Raw genomic sequence first — 21,421 nt, 5'->3', positions numbered from 1 at the left:
TCGGCTCTGCGGTCAGCCCAGACGTTCGTGGCCACCCGCCTGGGTCAGGGTTCAGCGAACTCCGCGAAGCGCGCGACCTCCCTGATCGCGGAGGCCGTGACGGAGCGCCTCCGAACCAGGGTGTACCTAGCGCTCTGACGTGGAATCTGGCCTGTCGCCAGGGGTGCTGACAGATAGACTTCAGCGGCGAACCGCGTCGGTCTACGAAGGACGAAAGCATGCCGCTTGAGGTCAACAAACACGTCCAACGGATACGGCGATACCAGCCGTTCGACGCTGACACCTCGGAGATGATCTACGAGTTGCAAGCGGACTGGACGCAGTCACTGTTCCCTGTCGTAACGCTGGACTACCTGCTAAATGTCATTGAGCGACCGACGGCGAAGACCATCGTCCTCACCGGGGACGCCGGGCATGGCAAGACGAGCCTGTGCGCCAGCCTTCTGGCCGAGCTGCGGAGAGATGCCGAGGCGATAACACCAGATGATCGAAAGATGGTTTTCCGCGAGCTGTCCGACGCTGGAGACGCCAGCCGACCTATCGGCTGGACTCGTAGCGGACGACCGCTGTACATCCTCAAGGATCTCAGCGAGCTCAGTCTGCAGGCGGGCGCTCACAAGCTCGTTGAGCTACTTGCCCCGCCGGACGAAGGCGTCGCGATCGTCTGCGCGAACGAGGGCCAGCTACGAAAGTGCGTCGCCGAAGACGACAACCTAGACAAAGGCGGCACAGGGCGCGCCAAGATACTGGTGGAGACCCTCACGGAAGGCATCGTCCGCGGGCAGGTCAGCAGCCCTGATGGCACAGTTACTGTCCTCAATCTCAACTACCAGTCCGTAGCGGCAGGTAGGTCCAACGGCGGCCTCATCTCTTGGGTCCTGAAGCAGTGGACGACGACGCAATGGTCGCGGTGGAAACCTTGCGAGACCTGTGATGCGCGGAATGTCTGCCCAATCCTGGCCAACCGCACCGAGCTGGCGGATCCCACGCGCGGACCTCAGCGCCGGACTGCGGTCCGGGACGTGTTCGCGGCGGCCGAACGAACCGGAGCGGTTGTCACGACGCGTCAGGCGCTCTCGGTGATCAGCTACATGCTCACTGGTGGTCTATCCTGCGAGAATGTCCACGCCAAGTACCAGTGGTCGCATTCGAACAGGTCTTGGCAGGCGCCCCACTTGTATCACCAATCGCTCTTCGGTGACCGACTGACCCAGCAACAGCGTCATCTGGTTCCTGCCTTCTTCGCGCTGCGAAAGCTGGACCCTGGCAAGGTCTCCCGCCGTCAGGTCGACGACCGGCTGGATCCGGACACGGCTGGCGACTTCCCTCCTGCCGACGCCACTAGTTACCTGCAAAGGGTCCGTACGAGTCGGGACGTCCAGAAGCAGGCCGAACAGTTGCGGGGCTTGTACGCATTCCTGCGACGCGCAGACTTCTTCAACAGCGACGACGACAAGGATCGGTTTGCCCGCATGGGTCTGCAGGCTGGTGACGACTTCGTCAGTGTCGAGGACGGGAATCGAGACTCGGCAGACACCAAGGTGCGAGACCGCTTCCTCAAGGGCCTGGAGGCGGTCCAGGGCATCCACCGGGCGGGGAGCAACCCTGACTTCTTCGTTCTCGACCCCGCTTTTTTTACTCACCGCGCCCGCGCGGCCGTGATCTCCCGGCGAGTACCCAGCAAGGGCGCTGAGGTTGTTGACCAGGTCAGCCAGTGGCATGCGGAAGGCCGCGCGGGTGTCACTCCAGAGATGCAGAACGCCGTAGAGTGGCTCAATCGAGCCATCTACATCCGCATCCCGGCTGTCGACCCTAACCAGGAGGCAGTCTCGGTGGAAGCGGACCTTCTACGCTTCGAGTTGCTGACACGGTGGGCCGCAGGTCTACGTAGCGAGGTCCAACACGAAGCCGAGATCCGGGGCCTGAGTGGATCCCTTGCAGAGCTGGCCGACACCTCGAACAAGGACGACGAGATCCAGGTACTCGTGGGCAACGTCATGAGAAAGCTCATGATCGACGTCGGAGACAAGATCAGGTCGGTGCGTGCGTAATGGCTGATCGTTCCAAAGCAGAGGTCGTCCTGCGTCTCTTCGGGGTGAATCTCGAGCAGCAGGGCCGCGGTTTCTACATCCCGCTTGAGATGCTCGCGATTGCACGTGGCGTCCACCAAGTACACCAGGAAGATCCGGAGAACTTCGCAGGACTCCTGGACAGCGGAGTCGACACGGTCTACAAGAGGACGTCACACGACCTGGCTCGGCGGATCGCTACCAAGACCCCCATCGTTGAGGGCGACGAGGAACTCGGCAAGGCCGTGGAGCTGGACTCCCCCGAGACGTTGGAGACCCTTCACGCCCTGTTCTCGTCCCTGTTGGTCGAGATTCCTGGGCGTCGGAGCCGGCCCAGCTGGTTTGGCGCACACATCTATCCGTTCGTCGGTGAGCTCATCCACTACGACGCAGTCGAGCGACGGATCAGGCAAGCAGATGCCTCCCCCAAGAAGGGCACGAAGAAGAGCAAGCAGGCCGGCAAGGTTGATGCGGGCATCAACGCTCCGAGTATAGAGCGCTATCTCTTCCGGGATGGTGGGAGCTGGGCATACAAGGTCCTACGCAGCGACCCCGATTGTGACCGCAAGGAAGTGACCCGACAGGGTCTGGGCGACCTCGTACAGGACAGCGGCACGCCGCTGGGCAACCTTGCCAAGGCCCTCAGTGCGCACGACTTCGACTACGACGAAACGCCCGTGGTGGCTTCAGACGAGGGAATCATGCTGCACGATGATCTGAGCCCGTGGCCTGATCTGCTTAGGGAGGGAGCTCGCAACATCGTCGCTCGAGCTGCGACAGTCCCGAGGGCAAAGCGCACCGAGAGCCTCATGCACTGGGTTCCCTACTGCTTGGCACGCCACCAGCTACACCTTGCACGCAGGAAGCTCGGCGCCTCCGATCCTGGGTTGATCATATTGGACTTCGGCAACGAAGCTACCCCGCTGCGCAGAGAGTCGCAGAAGAACCTCACCAATTTCCGCAACGACATCGTCAACGCGATCAACCGCCAGGCTTCGGAAATGATCGACGAATTCGGAACCAACGGCGACGAAGCCAGTAAGCGCCGCTATGAACGATTCACCAAGGATGCCGGCAATGCGGTCGCATCGCCCCGAGCTTTCTTCAGCGAGACCCTCGCGGCAGTGGGAGCCCTGAACGCGACGGTCGGGCGCCGACACTTCACCATGAAGCCCCCGATGCTTGAGGGGCTGGCATCTGCCACTGTCCCTCAGGGTACCGAGATGGAGTTCGACCAGTTTTGCGAGTTGCTGTATGCGAAATACGGGCTCGTGGTAGAGAGCAAGGTCGCAGTCGCGAGCCCGTTGGCTTACGAGGTCGACCCATCGATCCTTGAACACAACGGTAGGGCTTTCAGGGAGAAGCTGGCCGCTATCGGTCTGCTCACTCAATATTCAGATGCAACCAGCATGGTTCGAGGGGAGCCCCGGTGACCGGCGACAGCATCCGAGCGCTCGGTCGGTTTATCGCCGACGAAGCACTCCGCAAGGTCACTGAGATCAGCGGAGCCCGTGCCGTCCTACGAGTCAGCGGGTTTGACCGGCCGACAGTCGCCGAAGCTCTCCGCCATACAGCCCGTAAACTGCTGGAGTCGCCAGATCCGCAGGTCGTTGTGAAGGTCGGCACCTCGGACCCGATCGAAGGCGTACCTGATGATTATCTGCTAGGACCGCAGGACCAGCTGACTAAGTGGCGAAATTCTGGACAGGGTACGGCCGTGTTGCTCTTCGAGTGGGGGCAGTCTCCGGACGCGCAGGGGCTAGCGGCCATGAACGCCCTTGATGATGCCACAATTTTTGGCGACCACCACGACACCTCCGCCGAGCGGGGGTTCGACAGGTTTATGTCAGAGGCCTGGCGGGAGGCTGGCGGTATTGACACCGTTCCGGCCGTGATGGCCACCTCTCTGCCGGAAATCTGGCGCGCCGTCACCGATGAGGAGCCCAGGTCTGTGCACCGCTGGGCGGCCTTCTTGGTCGAGACCGCGCAGAAGGTCGCAGTGGCTCAGGTCCGCACTCCTGAAGTGGTCTACCTTGAGATCTCTGCAGCCCTGACCGCCCTTGACCTCTTCCCGGACCGTGGACTTTTCTTGAAGCCCGGAGCGCTGGCCATCCGAATCAAGAAGAACGTCTGGGTCAGTGCCTTCAAGCAGGCTAACGGCAAGGAGATCGCTGATGAAGACCTGATAGATCGAATCGGCATGGCTGAATTCAGCGAGGAGTCTCTGGACTGCATCGGTACAGACGCCGAGACTGCCAAAACACGCATGCGCGGACTCATAAGCAACGTTAATCGCAGTGGGCCTACCCCGCAGGAACTTCGGCAGCTGCGCTGTGAGCAGGACCTGACCCTCTGGCTCGAGGTCTTCGAACTGAAGACCAAGAAGATTGGCTTGGGCCAGCACGTCCGGCAGGAGATCGAGAAGACCGCCGGTGAGAGGGTCGACGAATTCGATGCCATGATGATCGAAGATGCGCTTGATCGCGGTGATCAGGAATCCGCGCAGCGCTTCCTTGACGAGGCGCCCGTCGGCGGGGCCGAACCACTGGCCGACCTGTTGTCCAAGCGGTCACGCCGCAAAGTTGAGAAGCTCGCCTTCCCGGACTCTCAGTTCGTTCAGGACCCGCTACGTACCCTGTTGCGCGAGCTGACCTACTTCTCCGACGAAGAGGAGGGCGCCGTCGTCGTCGGGCTTGAAGGCAATGAGGAAGCCGGGCGTTGGAGCCGTTGGCTGTTCGCCTTCCTGTACGCACGCACCCTGCGTGACATTCAGGACTCTACCGGTCTTCACTTGACCCTGGAGATCGAAGACTGCCTGCTCAACCTAATTAAGCCGCCTCTGCCGAAAGACAATGAGCCATTCGACTCGAACACTGAATGGGCCGCGCTGCGCATCCTGGTCAAGATGGACGGCGCCGCCCAGCGACGCTTTCGCTGGGACCCCCTCGGGATCCCTGGACAGATCGCCCTGGCAGCCCTCATCAACGGCTGGAAGAACCTCCCTGGCCATGCCAGCAATCTGACCTTTGACGCCTTCCTCGAGAATTTCAACGACCCCAGGCAATGGCAGACCGACGAACCTGTGCCTATCCCCGAATCGCATTTCGCCGCCCAGCTGGAGCACATCAAAAGGGACCACTTCGACCGGTTCTCCGAAGGGCTTGACGCCGAAAACATCAAAGACTACGTACGCGAGTGGCAAGGCATCCTCCTTGAAGCTCGCACCAACCTGGTACCCGAAAACGCCCCAGACGCAGACCTTGAGGCCGTCGTCCTAACCGATGTCGTCCGGCTGGCTGATCACCGCATGATGATGCTGGCCACTCACCCACTGAAGCTGCGCTGGCTGGCAGAGAACTACGTAGAGGCCGCCGGCAGCATCAAGACCGCTCTGAACAAGGTGGGAGGCCTGAGCCTCAACCAAGAGAACGAGGATCTCTTCTTCGACGCCATCGACCGTATCTCGCCACACGGAACACCGGCAGTCCTCGTCGGGCCCGGCGGCACGGTCGCCATCCCTATGCGCGAATCGGCCGGGCACGAGGAGTACGCACCGGTCCGCCACGGCGGAAACGAGTCCAAGGAATGGCTTTCCAGCATCGACGAGACCGCGATCGACGAGATGGTCCGCGTCATCACCGACTACTTGACGACCTACCCTCACAAGCTTGATGGCCTACGCGTACTGCTTTTGGATCGCAACGGCGACCCCGTACTGCCAATGCGCGTGGCCAAGCAGGTACGGGCCAAGAATCCTCGTCTGAAAGTTGACCTGGTCGTACTGGCTCCCCAGGCCACCCATCACGAGATCATCCAGGGTTTCGACCTGCAGTTCTCCGGCACAGAGATGTCCGAGGACAGCTTCCTGCCCGATGTCCAACTAATCCTGCAGGCATGGGAGCCCGACCAGGAAGCAGACCTGTCAGGGCTGGAAGACACCATCGACCTCGCCCTGGCTCCAGCGCTGTTCGGCACACAGACCAGTATCAAGGAGAGCACCAAGAAGGAATCCCTGTCGGGCTCCTTCAACCCCTGGAAGCACCCAGCTTCACACAACCTGGCTCAGACCAGCGAGAACGTCGTGAGAGCGCTATTGCCCGAGACCTCCGACGAGACTCTCGAGTCCTGGTCCACCTTGTGCGTGCGCTACGACCGCCGCTCCCCGGTATCCCGGGAGAGTGTCGACGGCATCGACTACTTCGAGATGCAGGTGCAGTTCGACCAGCACCAGGACTTGTTCGCCACTCTGCACCGCGTGGCTCATTGGGTCGTTACCCTCGACAGTTTTATCGGCCGTGAGCAGATCGACGCCCTGCGCAACCGCCCTGACGTCATCCTCGTCAAGCCCGGTGTCGGCAAGAACGAGTCCTACACCCTCATTGTCAGTTCACAGACCGGTCGGCAGTTCGTCGTCCAGAGACTGCGGCGCCGCCTGGAGCAGATCCGTGTCGTCACTTCCCAGGACTCCGAAGGCACCGCGAAGCGGATCTATGAGGTCGGCCGCAACGTGACCCCCGGCGCCGTGCTGCGCTCACTCGGCATCGGCACCACGGTCAACGAAGTCGTCGGCCTGGTCGCCACGCGGTTCGTCATTGACCAGCATTTCCCCGTCCCGCAGCAGGACACTAGCCTGGTCACCTGGATCAGCTTTGACGACCACCACCGCTGGTTCGGCCGCGGACACAAAACCCGTGCCGATCTAGGCCGGTTCGTCCTGACTGTCCAGAGCGATGGCGCGATTCGGTTGGATGTCCTCGTCGCCGAGTCCAAGTTCCGCCAGACCTTCGACGTCGGCTCAGCCGAGGAACAACTCACCCGCACCACCGACCTTTGCAGAGATGCCTTCCGCTCGGACGGCGAGGCTCGCCACGACCGTCCCTTCTGGCTCGACGAACTTGCAGCCGCGATCGCTCAAACCAGCGGGAACGCCCTACGAGCCGCAGACCTTCCGGCTCGTACCATGATCGGTAAAGAAGATCATCGCCAGCTTGAGGCGATGGTCCTTGACGCTTTGCGCTCCGAGGATGTCCAGCTCGGCCAAGTCACAGGCGTTGCTGTGGCCATCTCGGCCGAGGACGACCTGCCGGCACCTGCAGTCGGAAAACTCGGTAAGCACACTCTAGTGAGGTTGAACAAGCACGAGCTTCTGAAGCTCATCGGTGCCCTACGCGCCAACCAGGACCCCGCCGATGCCGACGCCCTTGTCGTCTCTGGGGACCTCGTTAGGACCCCAACAGATCGCGCCTCCTTCATCAACACCTCCTCAATAGGCGATTCCGTTGAACTACCTACTCCGGAAGAATCAGCGGCACCTGTCGAGGTTGCGGGGGCGACTGTGCCGACAACCGTGCCGAGCCCGGTAGTGCCGCCCACGCCTGCCTCCGAAGGCGATTCCGTCACTCTGGAAGCTCATCGTGGCGGCCTCCGCGATGAGGAGTTGAGGATTCGGTACAACAGGGTCGTCGACGTTTTCGCACGACACAAGGTTGCGGTCACCGCCCCGGAGGCCGGCAAGTGGCAAGAAGGACCCGGCTTCTACATCTTTCGGTTCATCCCCGATCCTGGGGTCACCGTGGACAAGCTGACCAACAGGCGAGATGAGATCTTTCTGGCTCTGGCTCTGCCCTCCGGGTTCAGTATTCGCACCCGCAGCGACCGCGGCTCTGTGCTCTTCGAGATTCCCAAGATCGACGAGGAGAAGTACGGGGTCGATGCCAAGGCGCTATGGCAGCAGTGCCCGGCCGATCCCGAGTGCCTCATTGCCCCACTGGGCACCGACATCGAAGGCAACCCCGTCACCATTGACCTGTCCTCCGCAGACTCACCGCACTTGCTGGTGGCCGGTACTACGGGATCGGGAAAATCCGTCGCCCTGGACACGATCCTCAAAGGGCTGGTCCGGTACGACAAGAGTGCCCTCCGACTTCGTCTCGTCGATCCCAAGGGCACCGAGCTTGTCGACTTCGAGGACGACCCTCACCTCGACGGAGTGATCGGTATGGATGCTGCCGACGCCATCCAGATTCTTGAGGAAACCGTCGAAGAGATGGCGGTGCGCTACAAGGACATGAAAGCGATCCGCACACGCAAGCTCGTCGAGTACAACGCTAAAGTTGACAAGGCAGACCGAAAGCCCTGGATCGTCATTGTCCTGGACGAGTACGCCGACCTAACCAGCGATCCCGAAGAGAAGAAGCAGATCGAAGCGCTGCTCAAGCGACTGACTCAGAAGGCCCGCGCTGCGGGCATCCATGTCATCGCGGCCACGCAGCGCCCGAGCGCGGACGTTATCTCGACAACCATCCGCTCCAACTTCCCCGCTCAGCTCGCGCTGCGAGTCAAGACAGCGACCGACAGCCGCATCATTCTGGACGAGATCGGAGCCGAAGCTCTGGCTGGACAGGGCGATGCATTCCTGCATACAGCAAAGGGCACCATACGAATGCAGGTTGCCTATGACGGCAGCTGACCAGGCCCCACGAATTTTTTGGACAGCGATGTTGCGCTCGCCGTACCAGGCATTGCCAGAAGCCACCGCCTTCCGAAGGGCGATGGTCATCGAAGCCGCCGCCGAAGAGGTCACAGTTCAAGACCGTCCTTTGACCGGTCGTGGTCGTGGCGTTGGTGGAGGGATGGCGATCGGCTGGTCTGCGGTGCTCGGCTCGTGATCGTCAGGTGGCAGGGCTGAGCGACCATGAGATGCCTGGTCGGATAGTCAACGGCGAATCTAGGCGCAGGAGCAACAACGGAGCAACAAGGCCAAGTTTCAGACCCAATGGGCTCCAATTCGATCATTGTTTTGCCAGGTCAGGATGATATTTCGAGTATCTAACCTGGAATCCTACGGATCAGAAGGTTAGGGGTTCGAGTCCCTTCGGGCGCACATAGTTTGACCTGGGCTCCTTCCGTTTGGAGGATAGGGGCCTAGGTCATTTTTCGGCCCGGCGCGGGGCGGTTTCCCGCGCTTTCCCGCCTGTTCCCGCTGGTGACCGGAACACGCGAGCAACAACGGAGCAACACAACGGGCCGCTGGTGGGTGGTTCATGGCGCCGAAGTTGTCTCGCCGGGACTGGGCGACAGCTCGGGCCGCTGTTTGAACATTTCACCCCGTACAGGAGCAGCGCCCAAAGCAGGGGTTGTCACCGGGGTCCAGTTCCGTGAAGGCCCACGGATGGTGACGGTGGGGCTCAGGACCGTCTCCGGTCAGGAGGTGCCGTTGCCGCTGGACACGATCGCGGCCAGCCTCGCCACCACGTCCTCGTCTGCTCCGCCGGCGTGCGCGAGGTGGTAGATGCCCCGGGCACGGAAGTGGTCACGCACCGGTTCCGCCCGGTTCTCGTGTGCGGTCATGCGGGCGAGGATGTCGGGGCGCTGCTGGGCCTGCCACCAGTGCCGGTCGAGGTCTTCTTCGCCCACGTACAACTCGATCATGATCTCGGGCTCGTGGCCGCACTCGGCTAGCAGTTCCGCCTGTCCGACCGTGCGGGGATAGTCCGACAGCATCCGGCCCGTTTCGGCGGCACTGAGGACTGGGGCCACGACCTCCGTGACCAGCTCCACGGGCACGAGTTCCCCTGCATCGATGTGGTTGCGAATCCGCATGCCTTGAGGCGTCCGCCGTTGCGCGTGCTCACGGATGAGATCACTCGCGCTGACAAAGGCCAGGCCCAGGTCACTCGCGAGGATCGCGGCCGGGGACACCACGCCCGGCCCCAGAAACAGGGCGATCCTCCGCATGCGCTGCTCCCGTCCTCAGCTCCTCGCAGGATAGTGCGACCACACGCGCCGACGTGTTCCCTACGGGGCCGAACGGCCGAACGGTCACACCGTCGAGCCCGGTGCGTACCTCGGCCGTCGGGCCACCACCGTCAGCGGTGGCCCGAAACTGGATGCCACCCACGAGCACGTCAACGACGCTTCTCCCACCAGGCGAGGTCGCGGCGGGTGGTGAGGGTGTGGGGGTGGTCGGGTCCGAGGACGCGGGTCTGGTCGGTGAGGAGTTCGGAGAGCGCGGCTACCGCGCCGGCAGTGTTCCCGGCTTTCCCCGTCCACCACGCGAGGTCGCGGCGGGTGATGAGGGTGTGGGGGTGGTCGGGTCCGAGGACGCGGATCCGGTCGGGAAGGAGTTCGGAGAGCGCGGCTACCGCGCCGGCAGTGTCCCCGGCTTGCCCCGTCCACCAGGCGAGGTAGCTGCGGGTGATGAGGGTGTGGGGGTGGTCGGGTCCGAGGACGCGGGTCTGGTCGGTGAGGAGTTCGGAGAGCGCGGCTACCGCGCCGGCAGTGTCCCCGGCTTGCCCCATCCGCCAGGCGAGGTCGCGGCGGGTGGTGAGGGTGTGGGGGTGGTCGGGTCCGAGGACGCGGGTCTGGTCGGTGAGGAGTTCAGAGAGCGCGGCTACCGCGCCGGCAGGGTCCCCGGCTTCGTCTTTCCACCTCGCGAGGTTGTGGCGGGTGGTGAGGGTATGGGGGTGGTCGGGTCCGAGGACCCGGATCCGATCGGTGAGGAGTTCGGCGAACGCGGCCACCGCCCCGGTGACATCCCCGGACCTTACTTTCCACTCCGCGAGGTTGTGGCGGGTGGTGAGGGTGTGAGGGTGGTCGGGTCCGAGGACCCGAATCCGGTCGGTGAGGAGTTCGGCGAACGCGTCCACCGCCCCGGTGACATCCCCGGAACTTCCTTTCCACTCCGCTAGGTTGTGGCGGGTGGTGAGGGTGTCGGGGTGGTCGGGTCCGAGGACCCGGATCCGGTCGGTGAGGAGTTCGGAGAGCGCGGCCGCCGCCCCGGCGACGTCCCCCGCGTGGCCTTGCCAGTCAGCGACGGCGGCACGGGTGATGAGGTTGGCCGGGTGATCGGGTCCGAACGTCTGGAGGTAGTAGTCCAGGAGCGCGAGCACGGGAGCGGTCCCGATCTTCCCCACCAGGTAGGCGAGCGTCAGGGCACCTAAGCCTGCAGCCGCCTCGGGTTGGTTGTCGTCGTCCTCAGCGAGCTCAGGGCTTGGGTGGCCGGTTGAGCCTGGCACCGGTGCCGGGCGCTGGGTGGGGAGGTTTTGCTCGGCACGCCGTGCGGTCTTCCACAGTTCCCGGTACTCCTCGATGTCGCCGCCCATCGCCTCCACGAGCAGCTCGACCGTGCCCCAGGACGGGACCTTCGGGCCGCGGAACGCCGCGGCGACGGTGGTGTAGGTGATCGCGGTGCCTCGGGCCAGGGCGCGGGAGCTGGGTTCACCGGCGTGTAAGTGCAGGTCGTGTAGCTGGTCGAAGAAGGTCGTGACCGGCCCTGGAGGGGTCGCTGCTCGGGTGAAAGCCACCTGCGGTTCTCCACACTGTCCGTGATCGTGTCGGGGCGTTCAACATTGTCAGGAACCGTGCGATCGACTCCAGCCGCCGTGTTGTCGGCTGTGTGACAGCGACAGGATCGTGTGCGGTGTCGGCAAGATCTGCGCGACTTCGATACGCATCGTGAACACCGCCCGTGGCGGTCACAACCTGGAAATCACCACCCCCGGCACACCGCCAGGGGCACGGGGATACAGAAGGACGTGACCGACCATGACCATCGCGTGGCGAGCCCTCCGCGACCACCGAGCCACCCGCACCGCTCTCGCCGTCGCGCTCACCGCCGTCGGTGCCGTGCTGTGGCACCACACCACCGGTGACTGGCCGACCGTCGTCGACCTTGCCGCGGCCCTGAGCACCTTGCACCAGATCCTCGCCCCCGGTCCTCGGGCACCCAGGTCCGTCCACCACCGGCGGCCGATCGCGCCCCCGCGTTCAATAGATCCGGGAGGGACAACCTGAGGTTGTCCCCTGATTCCGGGGCCAACAACCTCAGGTTGTCCCTTCCGCTGACGGGGGTTGGCGTCGACCAGGTCCTCGCGGTGGGGGAGCCGGCCCTGGCGAGCCGGGGCCCGGTCGCCGGCGGGAGTCCCGTCCCGAGCGCCCCGAGGGGTGCCGGTCCGGTACTCCGCGCCACCGCCCGGGACGGCTCGTCGGCGGCGTCGGCCCACTGCTCGGCGCGGCCTGCTGGGTGCCGCCGCCCTGGCGAGCGTCGAGCACCACGGCGGCCGCGCCTCGAACCAGGGGCCGCCACTACCGACGAGAGTGAGCTATAGGAGAGGGACGCTTATCGGGCCTGGCGGCCCTCAGCTTCCTCTCCATAGCTCGCCCCGCGCTCCCTTCGGTCGCCCCGGGGAGGATCGGTCCTACGGACCGATGGCCCGCCGCGGGGCGGCGGGCCCGGCCGTGCTCGCTGCGCTCGAACCGGCCGAACACCCATCCGTCTGCTGCGACCGTGGAGGTCAACGACCGCGGCTCAGTGCCGATGCCTGGCGAGCTCCTGGCCGACCTCGTCGTCGTGGGGAAGGGCGCGGCTCGGTCGGCGTGATCCCCCAGATGAAGTAGTGGTGCCCGGCCGACGTCGGGGCGGGCGAGCGCGACCGCCGGGGCGCGGCGGAGCTTGCCCACGTCGTTGATGACGATGGCCTCGGTCATGCCGTTCTTCACGGGGTCCGGACCACTCTCCACTGCGCCGGATCGACGTCAGGGGGCTCTACAGACAGTTGCTGCGACTACAGCTTCCACAGGCGAAAGGTCCGGTCTTTCACGCGTGCAACGACGTTTTTGTACTTGACATTGTGACGTGAAGCCACGCTCCCTTGCAGAGCGTGAGTACGCGGGTAAGGCGATTCGGACGGGCGTTCCGCAGCCTGTCGGGAAGCGGTCGATCCGTAGTGTTGTCGATGATGATGAGGTTTGGTGCCGTGCTCGGGCGGCTGCTGACACACCGTGCGGTGGATCCTGCCCAAGTCGCGCGTACGGCGCGTCTGCCCGGAGGCGAACTCGACGCCGTCCTGGCAGGCGGTCCGGCACAACCCGCCCTACTGCGTGCCTTGGCGCCCGCGCTCGGTTTCCATGTCGCGGATCTGTTCGTGATGGCCGGCCTCGACCCGCCCGGGGACCTGGCTCCAGCGGAAACCTCGCCCTGGCACGTCGGGCACGTCATCTTCCGTGCCTATCGGCTGACGCCCCCAGCCCGCCGTCGAGTGCACGAAGCCATCTTGTCCATGCCGGCTGCGGCCGCTGGGGAACCGGCGCGTTTTGACCGGGCGCGCGCCTGCGAGCCCGGCGGGCTGGCGGTCCGGTTGCTGATCAACCGGAACATCCGCCCCTGGTGCGCGAAGGCGTTGTGCGTCATCGGTGGCGGGCCGTACGTCTCGGATTCCACGGTCTCCCTGGTTGGTCAGGGCCGGGTCGAGCTGACGCCCCAGTACGTCATCGCGTTCTCCCGGTTGCTGAACTACTCTCCCGGCGACATGGGGGCGCTGACCGGCGTCGCGTTGCCGGAGAACGTCCCGCCGGCGTCTTCAGATGTTGTAGAGGTCGCGCGGATGGCCTGGGACGCCCGACGCCTGGACAGCGATCAGCTGTCCACGGTGATGGAGAGGCTTCACGTATTGCGACACAACGAGCAGCGACCTGGCTAAGAGCCGTCCCCCACAGCCTTGCTACTCGTCGAAGGGTTCATCACTCCAGCGGAACCACGCCTGACCGTCCTGGATGTGCAGCAGGAACTCAGCCACCGGCCCACCAGGGGCGACGAGTTCGACTGCAGCCCGAACCTGTCCGTAGGCCGACTCCCACGCCTGGACGGACTCATCGGTGTTGAGGTCATCGACCAGTGCAAGCTCCTGATCGAACAGGTGCTTGACCGCAGCGAACCCGGGCCCTGGAGCGAACCGACCGTTGAGCCAGGGAAATTCCGCATCCTCGATAGTGATCTCGCCAACGGGGTGCCCGTCGGACATGACTAGCCAGACCTGGCCCACGTATCCCATCGCATCTCCGCCTTCGTGAGCTGTCAGAGCTGGAAGCACTTTCGCACGCAGGTCTGACACTCCGGCCACACACGGCGCGATTCGAGCAACCACTTTTGGCGCGGCCGCCGCCCGGCTTCTTCGGCCACGCCGGCCTCGTCCAGGCCAAGGACGGCAGCCGCAGCATGACCGACCGTGGCCGCCCGAGCCTGAGGTGGTCGTGTGGTGAGGGCCGAACAGCTGTGCGGTGTCGATCGCGGGTGCGAGGTTCTAGGAGAGGGCGATGTCTGTGGCGAGTTCGGAGCGGTGATCAGGATCCGCAGGGGCCGGCCCCGTAGTCCATGTCGCCGAGCGTGTAGTGACGCAGATGCTCGGGGATGTCCAGGTACCGGTCGCGGACGATGTGCCGATTGTCCTCGGTCATGTTCGCGAGATACGCGTTGACCGCGAGCATGCACCTGCATGTGGAGTCGGGCTGGTCGTGGAGCCGGTCGATCTCGTCGGCGACCTCGGCGAGGAGCATGTCGGGGCTGATCCCGGTCAGCAGAAGGTGGCTGCCGAATTGTTCGCTACACAGGCGCGCCTCGCGGCGCGCGATGTGGATGCGGAGTCCCGTCCGGCGGAGCCACTCCGGCCTTCTCTTCGGCCGACCAGGGGGCGGGAAGCCGGCAAACCCGCCGTGCCCAACAAAACCAGGGCGACGCACCCCGGCCCGGCGGTACCTGCGGGGTGACCTGACGTTCCGCGACGCGGGCTGCCTGGACGTGAGGACCTACAACCTGGGCGAGCAGGTCTTCCAGTGGCTCGCCATGGTGGGACCGGCCGGCGGTGGCGGACCTGGTCTAGGACGCCAGGGCGGTGACCAGTTCCTCGCGGCTGGTCACGCCCGTCTTGCGGTAGACGGCCTGGAGATGATCGTTCACCGTGTACGGCGACAGGTCGAGCCGGCGGGCGATCTGCTTGACCGGGAGGCCGAGCAGGGCCTGCTCGACGACCGCTTGTTCGCGGGCCGTGATCCGGTACCAGCCGACCAGCGCTGGTAGCAGCATCGATCCGCAGGTGGGGCCGAGCGTGACCGCCACGTCGGTCGTCCCGTCGATCGCCTGCGCGCTCATCGCCACCCAGCCGTGCGAGGTCGGCACCCGGGTGAGGGCGGGTTGGCGACGGGCGGGCAGGGCCACGGTCAGTACCAGGGTGCACACCTCGTCGTCGCCGCGCACGGCCGTCTCGCGTCGCAGGATGTCCAGCCAGTGTCGGCCCGCCGGGGTGGCCGCGCCGATCCGGTTGTCCGCGCCCACCAGCACCACCCCGTGCGGCCCGGCGGGCACGACCGGGCGGAGCAGGCGTCCCGCGACGAAACACCGGACCGCCGCGGCCAACTCGCCGGCCAGCCGGCTGGCCACCTCGGCCTCCTGCGCGGAGAACGGCCGCCGACCGCGCTCGCGGAGCAGGAACAGCCTGCCCCGGGGCACGCCCCGCTCGGCCAGCGTCAGGTACAGCTCGGCGCCGAAGCCCTCCGCCGCCATCAGACCGTGCAGGTAGTCGCTGTGCCGCTCGTCCACGAAGCCCGACCCGGTCACCTCGACCGGGGAGCCGCCGCCGAACGGGCCGGGGCTGCGGTGCGGGCCGATGCCGTCGGCGTCAGCGATGCGGATCCGGAGCCGGGCACCCGGGGTGTAGCAGTCCCGCCGAGTCAACAGGCAACCGGTCCCGGTGACCGGATCCAGACCCACGAGGATGTACCCGTCGTGCGGCACGGAACTCTGCAGACATCCTGACAGGGCCTCACCGAGCTCCGGCATCGTCATCGCCTCGGTGGCCGCGCCGCGCAGATCCGCCCGCACCATGACCGCTCCCAGCCTTCGCCACAGCGGCATCCGCGCCGCGCGCCGCCTGAAAAATCGTACCCCCCGAATTTTAGGGATTGTCCGGTTTTCGGGGCTCCGGGAAGGTGCAGGAGGGCCCTGCTGTGGGGGCGGCATCGGAGGGGAGCGGTCAGATGCACACTCGGACGGTAGTGGCCGCAGGGGCGTTCGGGCCGGTGTCGGGCAGGGCCGCCTCGGCAGCGTCGGGCGAGTTCTGACCGTTGGGGTTCCCCGTTGCCGGCCAGTCCTTGAGTGGCTCCGGTGGGATGGACGCCGCGACCGGCGCTTGTCCGCAGCATTCGGAGGAGGCCGTGTTCCTCGTTGTCGAGGCCTCCTGGCGTCCCTTGGTGGGTTCGGCGTCACCCCGGACGGCAGGAACTTGAACGCGTTCAACTCTGGTGTTAGCGTGACTTGAACACGTTCAAGGGAGTGCTCATGGGCCCGACCGTCCACACCGCCCACTGGCAGCGCGCACTCGTCGCGGTCGCCGTGGCCAACACCGTCGCCGCCTCGGTGTACGCCACCGTCTACCTGACCCACCACGCCACCCAGGTCACCTGGGGCGCGGTCTGGCTCATCCACGCCGTCCTGGTCGTGCTCACCGCCCTGCCGCTGCTCTGCCGGCGCGAGGCCTCCTTCCAAATCACCAGCTGGTCGGTCGCCGGGGTGCTCGCCCTCGCCCAGTGCCCCGGCCTGTGGATGCACCTCGGTTGGTCCTTCCTGGGGGTACCGCTCCTGCTGCTGGCCGCGACCCACTGGCCCCGGCGGCTGCCCGTCGCCTGCCGGCTCGCGCTCCCGCTCCTGATGGTCGCCGCGCTCGCCTCCCTGTGGGGGCCCACGACGTACTCCACCTTCCTCGACACCCGCAACGCCTACATCGTGACGCTGCCCGACGGGACGCCGTACCTGTCGTACAAATCCCTGCTCATGGGGGACGGCTCCGGGATCGGGGCCGGAGCGGACAACGTCTTCACAGGACCCGGTCCCGGACGGATCTACGTCGGCTTCGGCGACGACAGTCAGGCGGAGGTCCTTCGGCGGCACCTGCTTGCGGTGCTGCCGCCGGGTACCCGGGTGGAGCGGTGTCACGGGAGCCCGTGTGTGGAGGGTTGAGGGGCCTGCAGCGAGGGAGAGGGTCGCGGGTTTCCTTGGCAGGGGATTGCGCGCCGACGCGGGGCCGGTCCCGAGCGGTACCACCGAATCCGGTTCTGCGCGCGGCACCTCCCGCACAGTTGGGATGGCCCGGTGCATCCACACGCCCCTGTCGCCTCCTGTTTCGAGTCAGTAGATGGACCCGGGCTCCGGAGAATAGGAGCCCAGCTTCGGAGCGGACCGGCCACCCGCGCATTCCCCCCGGCCCACGACACCCTGTCGAAACGGCCGCACCTGACCAACATCGGCCACCAGGTGCTGCTCACCAACCACAACGCCCCCCAGCGCCGCCCGCCACGATCGCTCATCGGCTGCCGCTCGGCTGGTAGTTTGGTGCGGTGCAGGCGGCCGCGTTCATCGTGGCGGGGGCCCCGGGAGCGGGAAAGAGCACCCTCGCCGAGCTGCTGCTCGCCCGTCTGGATCCGCCACCGGCGTTGCTGGACAAGGACACCGTCTACGGCCGGTTCGTGGCGACCACCCTCTCGGTCGCGGGTCGGCCGCACGGTGAGCGGGAAGGCGCCTGGTACAACGCCAACGTCAAGCCGCACGAGTACGGCGGGCTGGCGCAGACCGCTGCCCAGGTTCGTGCCCACGGTTGCGCGGTGCTGCTGTGCGCCCCGTTCACCGAGCAGATCCACGATCACGGGGTGTGGGCCGGCTACGTCGACGCGCTCGGCGGCGGGCACGTGGAGTTGATCTGGGTGCGGTCGGACGCGGACACCCTGCGGGCGCGGATCACGGCCCGGGGTCTGGAGCGCGACGCCGGCAAACTCCAGTACTGGGACGCGTTCCTCGCCGGTGTGCGAGTGGGTGCCGTGCCGGTGGTGGCGCACCGCGAGATCGACAACCGGATCGGCGCGCCCGGTCTGGCCGGGCAGGTCGATGCCCTGGTCGCGGCCCTCGTCGACCGTCGACGACCGTCGATCACGCCTGTCGGCTAGCCGCACCGTTCCCTCTCGGGCACTCGGGTGCGCCGGTCACGCGGGCGTGATCGCCCCGGGCCCTGCTGCGGTCTCTGCCTGCCCCTGTGTCTTGACGCCTGTGTGTTCTTGCGAGGAGTTCTGCCATGTCCCTGTTATCGGTGATCGAACAACACGTCCGGGTGGCGGTGGCGGGCGCGTTGGATGTCGACGCAGCTCTCGTCGACCCGATGATCCGCCGTTCCGACTACGGTGACCTGCAGGTCAACGGTGTCCTGGCCCTGGCCCGGAAGCTGGGCCACGACCCACGGACGGCAGCGTCGACCGTCGCCGACCTCCTCGGCCGAGAGGAGTCGATCGAGGCTTCGGAGGTGTCCGGGCCGGGATTCGTGAACCTGACGGTGTCCGGAAGCGCGCTCTGGCAACGGGTGTCGGTGCTCGCCCGGGACCCGCGACTCGGAGTGCCCAGCGCCGAGGGTGGTACGGCGGTGGTGGACTACTCCCAGCCCAACGTCGCCAAGTCCATGCACGTCGGCCACCTGCGCAGCACCGTGATCGGTGACGCCCTGGTCCGGTGTCTGGAGTTCACCGGCACCACGGTCGTCCGGCGCAACCATGTCGGGGACTGGGGCACCCAGTTCGGCATGCTCCTGGAACTGATGCTCGAACAGCCGGAGCGCTGGGCGGTGCCCGTTCACGAGTCCGGGTCGCAGGCCATCGCCCGGCTCAACGTCCTCTACCGCGACGCGCGGGCCCGGTTCACCACCGACCCGATCTTCGCCGACCGGGCCCGCACCCGGGTCGTGGCGCTGCAGGCGGGCGACCCGGCGACCCTGGAGGCATGGGCCGACATCGTCGGAGAATCGAAAATCTACTTCCAGGAGGTGTACGACCGGCTCGGTGTCCTGCTCACCGACGCGGACGTGGTGGGTGAGAGTTTCTACAATCCGCACCTGCACGACATCGCCGACGACCTGCACCGGCGGGGCATCGCAGTGCACAGCGAGGGCGCGCTGTGCGTGTTCTTCGACGACCTCGTCGGCCCCGACGGCAGTCCGGTCCCGCTGATCGTCCGCAAGAGCGACGGCGGATTCGGGTACGCGGCCACCGACCTCGCCGCCATCCGTGACCGGGTGGAGAACCTCGGTGCCACCCGGCTGTCGTACGTCGTGGACTCCCGCCAGGCCCTGCACTTCCGGATGGTCATCGACACCGCCCGGCGCGCCGGTTACCTGCCCGCCCACGTCACCGCCGAGCACGTCTCCTTCGGGTCGGTCCTGCGCGCCGACGGCCGGCCGTTCAAGACCCGTGACGGGGACACGTTCCGGCTGATCGAACTGCTCGACGAGGCGGTGGACCGCGCCCGGGTCACCGTGCGGGCCAAGAACCCCGCACTCGACGCCGATGCCCTCGCAGAGCGGGCGCGGCAGGTGGCCATCGCCGGGGTGAAGTACGCCGACCTGTCGACCAGTAGGACCCGGGACTATCTGTTCGACCTGGACCGGATGCTCAGTCTGCAGGGCAACACCGGCGTGTACCTGCAGTACGCCCACGCCAGGATCAGCTCCATTCTCGCCAAGGCCCCGGCACCCGCCGGCATCACCGACAGCGTCGAACTGGAACCGGCCGAGCGGGCGCTGGTACTGAAGCTCGACGGGTTCGCCGATGCCGTCACCGCCGTGGTCCAAGGATCCGAGCCCCACCGGCTGTGCGGGTACCTCTACGACCTCGCCCAGACCTACAGCGCCTTCCACGAGAGCTGCCCCGTCATCAAGGCCCCCAGCACCGGGATCCGCGACAACCGGACAGTCCTGTGCCAGGTCACCAGGGCGACCCTGCGTCTCGGCCTCAACCTGCTCGGCATCGCCGCCCCCGAGCAGCTGTAGGAACCGGCCCGGGCACCCCGTCCCGGGTGCCCGGGCCGGTGACCACCGCGTCAGCGGAGGGCGCGGATGAGGAGTCCCGCTGTCCAGAAGACCGCGATGAACGCGTAGATGCCGTTGTGCTCCGCCACCGCGAGGGCCAGGAACACCACCGCCATGACCGCCATCGCGGCCAGTTTCAGCATCCCGGCGAGGCCGCCCCGGAACACGCTGAACCGGTGCAGTCGCGCCCGCCATGGCAGCAGCCCGCCCCTGAGCCGGCGGCGCAGGCTGCGGAGCCTGGACACCCTGGGGATGTCGGCTGGATCACGGGTGGGCATGTCGACGATCGCGGAGGCGGGCACCGCGGCGTCGATCCGGGCCAGGACGTCGGCGGGCAGGCCGTACACGCCCGGTTCGATCGTGGCGCCGATGCCGTCCGCGCCGATCAGGCGCCGGGCGCCGTCGGGCCAGCGGAGCATGGCGGAGCAGTCCGCGAACAGTACGGTGACCGGGCAGTGCGGGGTGTCGAGGCTGACCCCGTCCTCGGCGACGATCAGCGCGACGTCGTGCTGGGCCCGGGACCGGTACCGGGTGCCGATCACCCGGAACCGGGACGCGTTCGGGGCGGCTTCGAAGCCGACGGGTGGCGTCCGGACCGTCTCCGGGATCATCAGCAGCGCCGTGTCGCGCACCGATCGGGCGACGTCGCGGACCTCGGCGGCGGTCACGTGCTCGAAGCCGGCGACCAGCTCCGGGGTACTCCGGCTCGGGAACCCGGTCAGGAGATCGGTGGCCCGCCGGGGCAGCAGCCGCGCCTCCACCTCCGGATCACTGAGCCCCTCCACCTCGAGGGTGCGGATCGTGTTCAGCTCGTCCTGGTCGAGGTCGGCGTCGGCGAGCCGGTCCAGCTCGGTCAGGAAGCCCGCGAGCGCGGCGTCGACCTGCTCGGGCTGGGCGTCGGCGACCGCGACCAGGGTCGCCTCCGGCCGACCGTCCGTGCGGTACGCCGTCGCGGCGGTGTAGGACAGGCCCTTGGCCTGCCGGAGTTCCCGGAACAGCGCGCGTTCCAGGGCCCGGGCGTACACGGTCGACGGCGCGGTTCGGGGCACCGGTGCGTCGAGGACGATGAGCTGCCGGCCCGCCGAGAAGTACGCCGGCACGACCGGCAACGCCGAGGACGCGGTCGGCAACGGCCACCGGCGCCCGGACGGCAGGTCCAACCGCAGCCCCTCGGGGATCCGCTCGCCGGCGATCCACAGCACCGCGTTCTCCCGGGTGAAGCGCTCGGCCGCCCAGGCGGTGACCCGCGCCGCGGTGAGGGTCCGCACGCCCCACTGCGGGTAGCTGACCAGCCCGAAGTCGCGGGCGCCGTGCCGCCACAGCGGGTGCTGCTGATCGGCGGGCATCGTCGCGCCGTCCTGCTCGGTCTCGATGATGCGCAGCTCGGTGGGGATCCGGTCCAGCGGCAGGTCGCGCAGGCCCGCGCACACGTCCGCCAGGAAGGTCACCACCGACTCGGGTGTGCCCTGGCTGATGAACTCGGTGGTGGTGGCGCTCGTCGACCCGTTGTAGTGGTAGTCGGCGGTGCCGTGCCGGTGCAGGGCGAGGTGTTCCACGAGGTGGGTGATCCCGGCGGTGGCGAGGGTCTCGTCGGCCCGGCCCACCCGGAACACGAGGCCCGCCCGGGTCGGACCGGGGCTCGGGGCGAACAGGACCGGCACGCCGTCGATCTCGGTCACG

13 protein-coding genes are annotated in these 21,421 nt (G+C 66.5%); 7 read left to right on the top strand and 6 right to left on the bottom strand.

Going from position 1 to position 21,421, the window contains the following annotated elements; all coding sequences use genetic code 11:
- The first annotated feature begins 218 nt into the window (after positions 1-218).
- Genes PT931_RS25335 through PT931_RS25325 form a run of 3 tightly spaced genes read left to right on the top strand, consistent with a single transcriptional unit; the run spans position 219 to position 8,538 of the window.
- Complete coding sequence (locus tag PT931_RS25335) at positions 219-2,051, top strand: hypothetical protein (protein WP_456248169.1); 1,833 nt, start codon at positions 219-221, stop codon at positions 2,049-2,051.
- Positions 2,051-3,502, top strand: a complete 1,452-nt coding sequence (locus tag PT931_RS25330; protein ID WP_456248168.1) for a hypothetical protein — start codon at positions 2,051-2,053, stop codon at positions 3,500-3,502. The genes PT931_RS25335 and PT931_RS25330 overlap by 1 nt, the downstream gene beginning before the upstream one ends.
- Positions 3,499-8,538, top strand: a complete 5,040-nt coding sequence (locus PT931_RS25325) for an FtsK/SpoIIIE domain-containing protein (RefSeq protein WP_456248167.1) — start codon at positions 3,499-3,501, stop codon at positions 8,536-8,538. The genes PT931_RS25330 and PT931_RS25325 overlap by 4 nt, the downstream gene beginning before the upstream one ends.
- A gap of 734 nt (positions 8,539-9,272) precedes the next feature.
- Here the strand turns inward: PT931_RS25325 and PT931_RS25320 are convergent.
- Both PT931_RS25320 and PT931_RS25315 read right to left on the bottom strand, forming a co-directional pair.
- Entirely contained in the window at positions 9,273-9,806 is a 534-nt protein-coding gene (locus tag PT931_RS25320) for a nucleoside monophosphate kinase (protein ID WP_456248166.1), read from the bottom strand.
- A gap of 170 nt (positions 9,807-9,976) precedes the next feature.
- Positions 9,977-11,173, bottom strand: coding sequence for a tetratricopeptide repeat protein (locus PT931_RS25315; RefSeq protein WP_456248214.1), 1,197 nt, complete (start codon positions 11,171-11,173; stop codon positions 9,977-9,979).
- A gap of 1,632 nt (positions 11,174-12,805) precedes the next feature.
- On the opposite strand from PT931_RS25315, the gene PT931_RS25310 reads away from it, so the two are divergent.
- Positions 12,806-13,549, top strand: a complete 744-nt coding sequence (locus tag PT931_RS25310; protein WP_456248165.1) for a hypothetical protein — start codon at positions 12,806-12,808, stop codon at positions 13,547-13,549.
- 21 nt (positions 13,550-13,570) lie between these two features.
- Here PT931_RS25310 and PT931_RS25305 read toward each other — a convergent pair whose 3' ends face one another.
- The 3 genes from PT931_RS25305 to PT931_RS25295 form a co-directional block, all read right to left on the bottom strand.
- The gene (locus PT931_RS25305) at positions 13,571-13,891 is read right to left on the bottom strand and encodes a hypothetical protein (protein ID WP_456248164.1); all 321 of its coding nucleotides are present in this window, start codon (positions 13,889-13,891) and stop codon (positions 13,571-13,573) included.
- Between the two features lie 298 nt (positions 13,892-14,189).
- A complete protein-coding gene (locus PT931_RS25300; RefSeq protein WP_456248163.1) occupies positions 14,190-14,402 on the bottom strand; it encodes a DUF7639 domain-containing protein in 213 nt (70 codons plus the stop codon).
- 319 nt (positions 14,403-14,721) lie between these two features.
- Positions 14,722-15,726 carry a response regulator transcription factor gene (locus tag PT931_RS25295; protein ID WP_456248162.1) on the bottom strand — a complete coding sequence of 335 codons (1,005 nt, stop codon included), beginning with the start codon at positions 15,724-15,726 and terminating at the stop codon, positions 14,722-14,724.
- Positions 15,727-16,179: 453 nt separating this feature from the next.
- Between PT931_RS25295 and PT931_RS25290 the strand changes: the two genes are divergently transcribed.
- From PT931_RS25290 to argS, 3 genes are all read left to right on the top strand, one after another.
- On the top strand, positions 16,180-16,857 hold the full coding sequence (locus PT931_RS25290; RefSeq protein WP_456248161.1) for a hypothetical protein: 678 nt from the start codon (positions 16,180-16,182) through the stop codon (positions 16,855-16,857).
- Positions 16,858-17,234: 377 nt separating this feature from the next.
- Positions 17,235-17,837, top strand: a complete 603-nt coding sequence (locus tag PT931_RS25285) for an AAA family ATPase (RefSeq protein ID WP_456248160.1) — start codon at positions 17,235-17,237, stop codon at positions 17,835-17,837.
- A gap of 125 nt (positions 17,838-17,962) precedes the next feature.
- On the top strand, positions 17,963-19,702 hold the full coding sequence (argS, locus tag PT931_RS25280; protein WP_456248159.1) for an arginine--tRNA ligase: 1,740 nt from the start codon (positions 17,963-17,965) through the stop codon (positions 19,700-19,702).
- Positions 19,703-19,752: 50 nt separating this feature from the next.
- Here argS and PT931_RS25275 read toward each other — a convergent pair whose 3' ends face one another.
- Positions 19,753-21,420, bottom strand: coding sequence for an insulinase family protein (locus PT931_RS25275; protein WP_456248158.1), 1,668 nt, complete (start codon positions 21,418-21,420; stop codon positions 19,753-19,755).
- Position 21,421: the final 1 nt, after the last annotated feature.

Source organism: Longispora urticae, assembly GCF_053902585.1.
This window is presented reverse-complemented; position numbering and strand designations above follow the sequence as displayed.